At 59.3% G+C, this 10,104-nt stretch carries 12 protein-coding genes and 5 pseudogenes; 8 read left to right on the top strand and 9 right to left on the bottom strand.

Features of this window, described 5'->3' with window-relative positions; translation table 11 throughout:
• Window positions 1-32 precede the first annotated feature (32 nt).
• Window positions 33-1,016 carry an ABC transporter substrate-binding protein gene (locus ABIN98_RS11970; RefSeq protein ID WP_346910240.1) on the top strand — a complete coding sequence of 328 codons (984 nt, stop codon included), beginning with the start codon at window positions 33-35 and terminating at the stop codon, window positions 1,014-1,016.
• 102 nt (window positions 1,017-1,118) lie between these two features.
• Here ABIN98_RS11970 and ABIN98_RS11975 read toward each other — a convergent pair whose 3' ends face one another.
• Complete coding sequence (locus tag ABIN98_RS11975; protein WP_346910242.1) at window positions 1,119-1,592, bottom strand: Lrp/AsnC ligand binding domain-containing protein; 474 nt, start codon at window positions 1,590-1,592, stop codon at window positions 1,119-1,121.
• A 345-nt stretch (window positions 1,593-1,937) separates the two neighbouring features.
• Here ABIN98_RS11975 and ABIN98_RS11980 point away from each other — a divergent pair.
• From ABIN98_RS11980 to ABIN98_RS12010, 7 genes and pseudogenes are all read left to right on the top strand, one after another.
• Window positions 1,938-2,159: pseudogene (locus ABIN98_RS11980) on the top strand (hypothetical protein); the annotation flags it as partial.
• A gap of 106 nt (window positions 2,160-2,265) precedes the next feature.
• A complete protein-coding gene (locus tag ABIN98_RS11985; RefSeq protein WP_346910244.1) occupies window positions 2,266-2,718 on the top strand; it encodes a proline dehydrogenase family protein in 453 nt (150 codons plus the stop codon).
• Window positions 2,681-3,258 (top strand): annotated as a pseudogene (locus ABIN98_RS11990) (proline dehydrogenase family protein). Before ABIN98_RS11985 ends, ABIN98_RS11990 begins: the two are co-directional and overlap by 38 nt.
• A 213-nt stretch (window positions 3,259-3,471) precedes the next feature.
• Window positions 3,472-3,612 (top strand): annotated as a pseudogene (locus ABIN98_RS11995) (hypothetical protein); the annotation flags it as partial.
• 40 nt (window positions 3,613-3,652) lie between these two features.
• Window positions 3,653-4,384: an aldehyde dehydrogenase family protein gene (locus tag ABIN98_RS12000; protein WP_346910248.1), complete on the top strand. Its 732-nt coding sequence runs from the start codon at window positions 3,653-3,655 to the stop codon at window positions 4,382-4,384.
• The gene (locus tag ABIN98_RS12005) at window positions 4,320-4,742 is read left to right on the top strand and encodes an aldehyde dehydrogenase family protein (protein WP_346910266.1); all 423 of its coding nucleotides are present in this window, start codon (window positions 4,320-4,322) and stop codon (window positions 4,740-4,742) included. Before ABIN98_RS12000 ends, ABIN98_RS12005 begins: the two co-directional genes overlap by 65 nt.
• A 214-nt stretch (window positions 4,743-4,956) precedes the next feature.
• Window positions 4,957-5,217: a hypothetical protein gene (locus ABIN98_RS12010; protein WP_346910250.1), complete on the top strand. Its 261-nt coding sequence runs from the start codon at window positions 4,957-4,959 to the stop codon at window positions 5,215-5,217.
• A gap of 309 nt (window positions 5,218-5,526) precedes the next feature.
• On the opposite strand, the gene ABIN98_RS12015 is transcribed toward ABIN98_RS12010, so the two are convergent.
• The 8 genes and pseudogenes from ABIN98_RS12015 to ABIN98_RS12050 form a co-directional block, all read right to left on the bottom strand.
• Window positions 5,527-5,838, bottom strand: a complete 312-nt coding sequence (locus ABIN98_RS12015) for a HAMP domain-containing sensor histidine kinase (RefSeq protein WP_346910252.1) — start codon at window positions 5,836-5,838, stop codon at window positions 5,527-5,529.
• A gap of 38 nt (window positions 5,839-5,876) precedes the next feature.
• Window positions 5,877-6,500, bottom strand: a complete 624-nt coding sequence (locus ABIN98_RS12020; RefSeq protein ID WP_346910254.1) for a hypothetical protein — start codon at window positions 6,498-6,500, stop codon at window positions 5,877-5,879.
• Between the two features lie 74 nt (window positions 6,501-6,574).
• Window positions 6,575-6,754 (bottom strand): annotated as a pseudogene (locus ABIN98_RS12025) (hypothetical protein); the annotation flags it as partial.
• A 36-nt stretch (window positions 6,755-6,790) separates the two neighbouring features.
• A complete protein-coding gene (locus ABIN98_RS12030) occupies window positions 6,791-6,916 on the bottom strand; it encodes a hypothetical protein (RefSeq protein WP_346910256.1) in 126 nt (41 codons plus the stop codon).
• A gap of 631 nt (window positions 6,917-7,547) precedes the next feature.
• On the bottom strand, window positions 7,548-8,156 hold the full coding sequence (locus ABIN98_RS12035) for a phosphate/phosphite/phosphonate ABC transporter substrate-binding protein (protein ID WP_346910257.1): 609 nt from the start codon (window positions 8,154-8,156) through the stop codon (window positions 7,548-7,550).
• A gap of 262 nt (window positions 8,157-8,418) precedes the next feature.
• Window positions 8,419-9,369 (bottom strand): HD domain-containing phosphohydrolase, encoded by a 951-nt coding sequence (locus ABIN98_RS12040; RefSeq protein WP_346910259.1) that lies wholly within the window; start codon window positions 9,367-9,369, stop codon window positions 8,419-8,421.
• A 79-nt stretch (window positions 9,370-9,448) separates the two neighbouring features.
• A pseudogene (locus ABIN98_RS12045) lies at window positions 9,449-9,571 on the bottom strand (hypothetical protein); the annotation flags it as partial.
• Between the two features lie 112 nt (window positions 9,572-9,683).
• Window positions 9,684-10,016, bottom strand: coding sequence for a hypothetical protein (locus ABIN98_RS12050; protein ID WP_346910261.1), 333 nt, complete (start codon window positions 10,014-10,016; stop codon window positions 9,684-9,686).
• Window positions 10,017-10,104: the final 88 nt, after the last annotated feature.

Below are 10,104 nucleotides of genomic sequence, written 5' to 3' on the forward strand. Positions count from 1 at the left end.
CAGCAGAAACAATCCAGAACTCAGGAGCAACCATGATGAAGAAATTGAAATTCACCCAACTCATCGGCGCGGCCTTCGCGCTCGGCGCTTTTGCCCTGTCAACGCCGTCATCGGCCGAAACGGTCAATTTCGCTTGGACACCCAACCCGCAGACGCCGCAGGTGGATGTCGCCATCGCGAAAGGCTACTTCAAGGACGCCGGCATCGACCTGAACATCGTTTCGTTCCAGTCCGGCCGCGAGGGTTTTGAAGCCCTGCTCGGCGGACAGGTAGACTTTACCTTCATGGCCGAGTTTCCTGCGGCGACCGGAGCGCTGACCGGTCAGAAATTCGGTGTTGTGGCGGATCTGGCCCGCTTCACCGGATCGCGCATCATCGGCTCCGCCAAATACAGCGAATTGAAGTCTCCCGCCGACCTTGCCGGGCTGAAGATCGGCACGACGCTCGGCACCAATGTCGACTACTACCTGAGTGAAGTGCTGAAGGGCGCGGGCGTCACGGCCGAGGTCGTGAACGCGGCACCGGCGGATCTCGCTCCGGCCCTGGTCCGCGGCGACATCCAGGCGGCCGTGATGTTCCCGACCTTCTACAGCCAGGCCAAAAAGGCGCTCGGCGACGATTACCGGGAACTGGTTGCCCCGGGTTACAATGTCCACTTCATCATCGCTGCGTCCCAGGGCGCGATCGACGGCAAAGAGAAGATGATCGAGGCCTTTCTCGGCGCGCTCGCCAAGGCGGATGCTGATGTGAAAGCCGACCCGGAAGCGGCAATGGAAGCTGTGGCGGCAAACCTGAAGGGCGCCATGGGCGCGGACGGTCTCAAGGCCATGTGGAAGAACGTCGATATCGGCCTGACCCTGAACGAGGACCTGCAGTCGCTCCTCGTCTCGGAAGGAAGCTGGATCGTCTCCAAGGGTGTCGTCAAGGCCGAAGCGCCGACAATGGAAAGCATCCGCCCCTACCTGGTGGATGGACCGCTCAAGGCCGTGGCGCCTTCGATGGTGACGCTGCCATAAAGGCGCACTTCAAAAAACTTGACGGTCGCGGCAAGTCTTCCGCGGCCGTCCAACATAACCTGGCCGATATCGCCAGGAGCGCCCATCGACCCGCCAGGCTGACTAAAAGGCGAAATCCTTGACCGCCTCCATAGTCACGTAGGTCGACGTGTTGGAGACATGCGGCAGGGCGGTGATCGTTTCGCCCAGGATCTTGCGATAGCTTTGCATGTTCGCGGTGCGGACCTTCAGGAGATAATCGAACGAGCCGGCGATCATGTGGCACTGTTCGATCTCCGGAATTTTCTGGACCGCGGCGTTGAAGGCCTTCAGCGCCGCTTCCCGCGTATCCGACAGGGTCACCTCGGTGAAGGCGACATGCTCCTTGCCGAGTTTTTGCGGATTGAGCACAGCCCGGAAGCCCTGGATATAGCCCTCATCCTGCAACCGTTTCAGCCGCGTCTGGCAGGGGGTCTTCGACAAGCCGACGCGCCGCGCCAGGTCCGTGACCGGCAGTCGCCCGTCCGATGAAAGAATTTCAAGGATTTGCCGATCATATCGGTCAAGTTGCCTTACATCATCAACTAACTTAGCCATATGACCTCAAGAATATCGAAATTTAAGTTTCTGACCTTCTATTTTGACTGATAACAGGGAAATATGCCTTTTGAAAGCATGCGATACTGAAACCTCCTGATACGAGGTCCTGCCATGAACGAGCTGAGCGCGCCGCGAAAAGACATGTCCGAACTCCATCTGGCGGAGGACAGCGTCGTCCTTGAGCGCCTGACGGCGAAGTTTCAGCCCGGCCTCGACCAAAGGCGGGCGATTACGGCAAGGGCCCAATCCCTCGTCGAGGCCATCCGCGCGGATGCGGCGCCCGGTCTGATGGAAGTCTTTCTCGCCGAATACGGTTTGTCGACCGACGAAGGCATCGCCCTGATGTGCCTTGCGGAGGCCCTTTTGCGGGTTCCCGATGCCGAGACCATCGACGATCTGATCGAGGACAAGATCGCACCGTCGTCCTGGGGTCGCCATCTGGGCAAGTCGTCCTCCTCCCTGGTCAATGCCTCCACCTGGGCACTGATGCTGACCGGTAAGGTTCTGGATGATGAAAAGTCCAGGGGCGTGGCGCAGGTGCTGCATGGTGCCGTCAAGCGGGTCGGCGAACCGGTGATCCGCATGGCGGTCAAGGCGGCCATGAAGGAGCTGGGAAATCAGTTCGTTCTGGGGGGAAAGCATCGAAAGCGCGCTGTCCCGCGGAAAAGGCATGGTCAAGAAGGGCTACACCTATTCCTACGACATGCTGGGCGAGGCCGCGTTGACCGCCCGCGATGCCCGGAAGTTCTTCAACGCCTACAGCGACGCCATCAAGACGATCGGCAAGCAGGCCAAATCGGACGACATCCGCGACAATCCCGGCATCTCGATCAAGCTGTCGGCCCTGCATCCGCGCTACGAGGTCGGCCAACGCGACCGCGTGATGAGCGAACTGGTGCACAGCACGCTGGCACTGACCCTGTTGGCGCGCGAGCATAACATCGGGCTCAACATCGATGCGGAGGAAGCCGATCGCCTGGACCTGTCCCTTGATGTGATCGCAGCGGTTCTGCGCGACAAGCGCCTGGCAGGTTGGGACGGTTTCGGTCGTGGTCGTCCAGGCCTATGGCAAGCGGGCGGCCCCCGTGCTCGACTGGCTCCATGCGCTGGCGGAAAAGCTTGACCGCAAGATCACCGTCCGTCTCGTCAAGGGCGCTTATTGGGACAGCGAGATCAAGCGCGCGCAGGTGGAAGGCCTGGACGGCTTCCCGGTCTTTTCCCGCAAGTCCGCGACCGATGTCTCCTATATCTGTTGTGCCGCCAAACTGCTCGGCATGACCGACCGCATCTATCCGCAATTCGCCACGCACAATGCGCATACGGTGTCGGCCATTCTCGAAACTGGCGGAAGAATAAGTCCGCCTTCGAGTTCCAGCGCCTGCACGGCATGGGCGAAGTGCTGCATCGCCAGGTCAAGCAGACCGAGGGAACGCGCTGCCGCATCTATGCACCGGTCGGCGCTCACCGCGATCTTCTCGCTTATTCTGGTCAGGCGCCTGCTCGAAAATGGTGCCAATTCCTCCTTCGTCAACCAGAATCGTCGACGAAAACGTGCCCGCGGCACAAGTCGCCGCAGACCCGTTCGAGGCCCTGCCCGCGGACCTGGACAAACCCGCCGCCCATGTCCAACGCCCGAGCGATCTCTTCGCGCCTGAGCGGATGAATTCGAAGGGCTGGGACCTCCACGACGATCGGGACCTGAGCGACATCGACAGCAACCGCAAACCCTTTCTCAAGGCCACATGGGTCGCTGCGCCCATTCTGGCGTCAGAGTTCAGGGGGGTCGCGCCCAGACAGGTCCACAGCCCCTCCAATCAAAGCGATCTGCTCGGAACGCTGACGGAGGCCACTCTAGAGGACGCCGAAGCCGCCCTTGATGCCGCGAGCGACTGGAGCGACTGCCCCGGTTCCGCAACGGGCGGAAATCCTCAACCGGGCCGCCGCACTCTACGAGCAGAATTTCGGCGAGATCTTCGCCGCCCTGACACGAGAAGCAGGCAAGACCCCGCCGGACGCGATCGCGGAACTGCGCGAAGCGGTCGACTTCCTGCGCTATTATGCGGCCCGGATCCCCGGGCTCGGCGAACGCGAACAGCGCGGCCTATTCGCCCTGCATCTCTCCCTGGAATTTCCCGCTCGCCATCTTCACCGGACAGATCGCGGCCGCCCTGGCCGCCGGCAACGGCGTGCTGGCCAAACCGGCCGAGCCGTCTCCGATCATTGCAACGATTGCGGTGAAGCTGCTTCATCAGGCCGGTGTTCCGCGCAGCGTTCTCCAGTTGCTTCCAGGGCGCGGATCGGTCATCGGCGCGAAGATCGTCTCCGACCCGCGCATCTGCGGCGTCTGTTTCACCGGCTCGACCGGCACGGCGCAGATGATCAACCGCTCCATGGCAAAGCGCGCCGCGCCGGATGCGCCGCTGATTGCGGAAACCGGCGGCCTGAACGCCATGATCGTCGACTCCACCGCTCTGCCCGAGCAGGCCATTCGCGATATCGTCAATTCCGCTTTCCGCTCCGCCGGTCAGCGATGCTCGGCGCTGCGCATCCTGTTCCTGCAGGAGGACGTCGCCCCCGCCTTCCTCGATATGCTCTATGGCGCAATGGATGAACTGGTCCTCGGCAATCCCTGGGACTATGGCACCGACATCGGCCCGGTCATCACCGAGACGGCGCGCCAAGGAGATCGAGGCACATATCGAAACGGCCAGATCGGAAGGCCGGCTGCTCAAACAGCTGAAGCCCCCCAAGGAGGGCACGTTCGTCGGCCCCGCCGCCATCCGCGTTGACAGCATGAAGGACATGCACCGCGAAATCTTCGGGCCTGTCCTGCACATCGCCACGTTCAAGTCTCAGGATGTCGACCGTATCCTCGCGGATGTCAATGCCAGCGGCTATGGCCTGACGTTCGGTCTGCACACGCGGATCGACGATCGGGTCGAGCATGTGACGACCAGCCTCAATGTCGGGAATATCTACGTCAACCGGAACCAGATCGGCGCGATCGTCGGGTCTCAGCCGTTCGGCGGCGAGGGCTTGTCGGGAACCGGACCCAAGGCCGGCGGAACCGAACTATGTCCCCCGCTTTACACGGTTGCCAGAACAGCTCGCCTCCAAAAACCGACCCCTCCGCTCCGGTGGAGATGAAGACCGTTTCAGGGGGCCCTGGACCAATTGCCCGACACCGGACGCACGATCCTGAAAACGCTGGAAATGCCTGGACCCACCGGAGAATCTAATAGGCTCTCCTTCTATCCGCGCGGGCAAGGTTCTGTGCCTTGGGCCAACACCGGAGGATGCCTCGGAACAGGCGCAGATCGCCCATGAGAACGGCTGTCCGTCCCTTGTCGTCTGCCCGGGCATGAACGACGGCTCGGCCATCGCGGGCTTCCTGAACCGGGACGATCTTTCCGGACTGTCCGGGATCGCTGTGGTCGCGTTGTGGAGCGATGAGGCCGATCTACGGACCGCCCGCATGGCGCTTGCGAAACGGAACGGACCGCTTGTTCCGCTGGTGACGGATCGCGATATGGCCGGCTATTGCCATCTGGAGCGCCACGTCTGCATCGACACCACCGCCTCCGGCGGCAATGCATCCTTGCTTGCGGCAGCCGGCGCATAGAGCGATGTCCGATCAGTTTGGATCGTTTGTTGACGATGCGACCTTCTTTCGCAAGCCATGAACCATGTGTCAGGTCTTGGGGACTTCGACCTGACGCTGGCCGAAGCTCATGTGGAAGGCCCCGGCTGCAAGAGACCGAAAGGGAAGGATCAGACCGCCGAATCTTTCTGATACGGTGATCTGATCCCTGGAACAGCCGCCTTATCAAGCCGCCCTCGATCCATAAGGGGGAAGCCTCTTTTCCAGCATTGGCTGGAGGGGAAGTCGCACAACGAATGTGCTGCCTTTTCCGACGTTCGACTGGACGGTTTATCTTGCCCTGGTGTGTTTGATTTCCACGATCGACTTGCAGATCGCAAGACCCTGGCCGGTTCCCTTCCCGGGAGGCTTGGTCGTATAAAACATGTCGAAGATACGACGTAGCGCTTGCCGTTGGATTCCCGGTCCGTTGTCGGCAATCTTCAAGATGCATGCATTCTCGCTGCGCTCGACACTCACCTTTATTTCGCCCTTTCCTCCTGAATAATCCTGCGACTGAGAGTGTTCGGCGATCGCATCGGCGGCGTTGACAACCAGATTGATGACGACCTGCGACACGTCCCCCGGATAACAGGGCACCATGATTTCGGTATCCGTCGGTTTCGAACGTCAGATCGGCATTATGGCGCCACTGGGGACCTTGAGACCGTAATTGCGTTTTCGACGAGCTTGACCATATCTGTCTCTGTCGTCTCGCTATCGTCCGGATGAGCGAATTCCTTGATCGAACGGACGATCTTGCCAATGGACTCGACGCCTGCGGCGGCTTCGGAAAGCGCGGAGGGGATTTCTTCCTTCAAGAACTCCCAATCCATATCCCGGAGCTGGTCCATCTTGTCGGCTTTGGAGCTGTCCGAACTGTTCTCAATAAAGCCGTTCAAGTCGGAAAAGGCTTCGCGCAGGAACTTGAGATTGTCGCCGATGAACTGGGTTGGCGTATTGATCTCATGGGCCACGCCACTTGCCAATGTACCAAGCGATTCCAGCTTGTGCGTTTCCAGAAGCTCCAATTCAAGCCTTCGGTTTTTCTCGTTCGCCTCGCACAATTCAGTGATATCCGTGTCGACTAGAACAAAACCTCCGGTCACCATCGACCGCTGCGTATGCAGGAGAACGCGTTCGTCCGTCCAATTGCTTTGCCATGTCTGAACGACTTTCGAATCGAGTCGATCAAGACGGTCCTGCACGGCTTCCATCTGGGCTTCGGCATCCTTGGCCGGTGCCGTCGCATACGCCTTAAGCAATACGTCCTGAAACAGCGTATTCCTGGAGAAGTCGTCTTTGGGGGGGGGGGGGGGGGGGGGGGGGTCAGACCGTAAAGGTCCAGCGCCGCGCGGTTGACGAACCGAAGCTGCCCACTTTCTCCCACGATGAATATGGCCTGCGATACGCTGTTGATCGCGTTGTGAAGCATTGTCTCGGCGATTTTTCGACCTGCCTCAGCCTCTTCGCGCTTGCTGTTGGCAATACGCGCGTACTCTGCAAGTGCGATCGACATCTGGTTATAAAGGATCGGGCGGTATGGGCCAGCTCGTCATTCCCGTTGACCGGCGGTCTGGTAGCCGAACTCACCTTTGGCAACCCGGGCCGCGCCGTCGCGAAGCTGGGTGTAGTTGCCGGGTAAGTATGGAACCCAGGAGATAGCCGAAAACAGCAACAAGAATGACTTCCAGACCGGCGATGGTCAGCATCCGCCGCGCGCCGCCGGCAATCACGTCATTGAGCAACGACGCGGACAGACCGATTTGCACCTCTCCCGAACTTGGTTCCACCTGCCAGGATGGGCGCGGCGACATCAATGTATTCGTCGCTCAAGTCATTATCGTCAGAACCCGTTGCCATATTGCAGAGTCTTCGCCGGAATTGTGCCGCCTTCGGCCAGGGTAAGCCCATTTGAGTTGGAGATCCGAACATAAAGGAGACCTTCGTTCGTCAAAGGCCTGATCGATCAGGGCATCCAGAGTAGCCAGATCGAGGGCGACAACCGCATCGCTCGTCATGGTAGCCAGCAGCTTTACCGAGGTCTGCGCCCGGGTGCGTAGCTCCTGTTCGTTCGAAGACCGAAGGGTCCTGGAGGCTCGTGAACACAAGAATGCCGAGAACGACGATCTCAATGACTGCGATACCCAGTATCGTCTTCAGTTTGAATGAACATGCCTGATCTCCCTCGGAAGCGATATCGGTCTGGCGTGAGGTAAGGCCCAGGGCACGAACATCGTCCCAGGCATCGCTGTCCGCTTCTGTGAAACCTGACATTCCAAAGCGGAGCAAGAACCTGTGGATCGCTCATCTCACGCATCGCGAATCGAAATGTTTGCGCGCACATCCGCAGGCACACCAGGCGATGCCGCAAAGGCATGCGGCGTATATTCGTCCGTCCTGTAGAAGACGCGGAGCTGGGCCCTCAGCTCTTCGGGTAATATTTCCGAAGGTGCGCTGCACCCCCCCCTCCGGCAGGAACCAGCCCCGAGCGCGACTGCGCGATAGACCGAGTCGTGGGACTTGACGTAGCGCGGGGTGAATGAAACGCCTTGTTTCATCAATTCGGCTCTCGGAATGACGCTTGCCCCAAATGCGGCGGGAGAGGGAAATGCGACTTCCTGATTGTTCAGGTCATTCAACTCTTGGACCGCGCTATCGGCCTGGGTGACCAGGATCCCTCTGAGTTTTCTTCCCGCCTCATGCGCGAACGCCTGATAACCGGCTGTTTCATGCACCACAACGAAATGGTAGGGATTCATGTAGGCGAAATCGTAAGCCTGCGCGGCCAGGCAGGCCTCAAAGGTCGGAATGTCCTTGGCGGTTGTGAACTTGAGCTTGAAGCCGGCTTTTTCTCCGAGCTTGTCCAGAAACGGCACCCAGACCTCGGCAAGCCGCGTTGCAGACTGCTGGGGGACCACGCCAAACGAATAGACTTTCTCCGCTGAGACCTGCCGGGCTCCGCATAAGACAAAAGCGGCGGCGCCGAACAGTACAAAGGGTGTCAGCGTGCGTCGGCGAAATTTCGACCGTGTTCCGATAAAAAGCGAAAGGCATCTTCATGGTGTCCACCTCGGGTTTTCACCAATGATGCAAGTAATATCGCTAAGCAACGATCCCCATTTAGGGACAATTTTCAGAAAATCTTCGTCTGGTAAACAACAAGGAAATTTATTCTAGAAATCAAGCAGATGCCAAGGCGGATTTTGCCGGGCGCCAAACATCAATGACCGTGTCCGGCGTATTGAGTTCGTGTACGGCATGCAGTCGCTTGATCGTAATTTGGCTCAATTGACTACCTGCGGCCAACAACAGCCGGCCTTCGCCATCCCGAATATCCGAGGCCAAGGTGTCGCCTGCAAAGAGCTGCGCCGCGGGCACCTTTTTTGCGAACGGCATCCTGTGTTCCGGCAAAGACCTGGTCCCCCCCCCCAGCGCCTGGCGCATGCTTTCCAGGATCTGGGGATCATATCTCGGAGCATTGCGCTCCAGTTCGGCCATGCAGACCTCGAAGTCCGGCTGATCGCCGATCGCTATTTCGGCCAGGTCAATCAATGCACATAGGAGTCTGGAGGCTTCGGGGAGGTTTTCTCCCTCGGTGTCGTCGTCGGGAAAGCCACTGCCGTCGTAACCCTTTCGGCAGTAGTAGATAGCCTCGGCTATCCCGTTCATGCGTGGAATATTCGAGACCAGATCGCGCGCCTGTGCCGCTGCGGCGTTGACCTGACGCTTTTCATCTGGCGACAGTGCCTCTCCACTTAAATACCGATCCGCCAACGCGTCGGGCAGCGTGAGATAACCGAGCGTGCAAAGCATGGCCGAAATACTGAGTTCAAGCGAAGGTTTTGATTCGCGGATCTTGGCGACTTTCCGCACCCAACGCTGGATCAACGATGCGCGGACATATGCACGCGGCCGGGAGATGGCGACGATGTCAACCAGCATCTTGACACTGCCTGACAGGGTTTGTTCGAGAAGTTCCCGCTCTGCAGCCAAAGCCTGATGATGCGTTATGCCATCCTCGATCACTTTCAACAGTATATCGGAGTTGCACGGTTTTCCGACAAAACGGAATATTCGCCCGTCGTTGACGGCATTGACGGCCGTTTGCTGATCGTTGTTGCCGGTCAACATGATCCGGGTCGTCGATGGGGGCTTTTTTCGCTATGAGACCGAGCAACTTGATGCCGTCCATCCCGGGCATGCTCTGATCGCTGACGACCACAGCGAATGGGCCCGAAGTCTTCAGCAATTCCAATGCCTTCTGCGGGCTGTCGGCAGTCGTGACATCAACAGCCTTTCGCAGCACGCGGTGGGCCGCCTGCAAGACATGCACCTCATCATCGACGAGAAGGACTTTTCTGTTTTCCAATCATGCTGCGACCTCGCGCGTTTGCCCCTCCGCCTTTTGAAGGACAACGGCGTTGGCGATCAGCCTTGGCCACTGTTCAAAGGGGGCTGAAGCATTCGATGCCGCGAGGCCTCAGGAGGGTCGCGGCGAGAATATCCGGCAAACCGAACAGCACGGCCAGAAAAGCGGCGCGCTTGGCGACCTGGCCAAGCGTTCCGGTCGCCTCGACCGCACCGGAGCGCAGGCTCAGACCCAACACATAGGCGGCCGTCAGTGTTTCTTGATCGTCCGTCAAATCCTCGCACTGGTTCCTGGACGCCCTTGCGAGCCAATAGGCCTCCTCAGGCCTGATCTCCCGCTGGCCGTCAGTTTTGCCTCCCTGACCGAGCCGGCCGACGGCCATCAGGTCGCGAAGACGTTCGGCTCCCAAATAGGCAATCGCTTTCGCCGACGTTGCATGTTTTCAAGGGTTGCTTGAAATAGGCCGAGTTGCAAAGCTGCAGCAGACGCAGGGACAA

Source organism: uncultured Roseibium sp., assembly GCF_963675095.2.
GTDB lineage: Bacteria > Pseudomonadota > Alphaproteobacteria > Rhizobiales > Stappiaceae > Roseibium.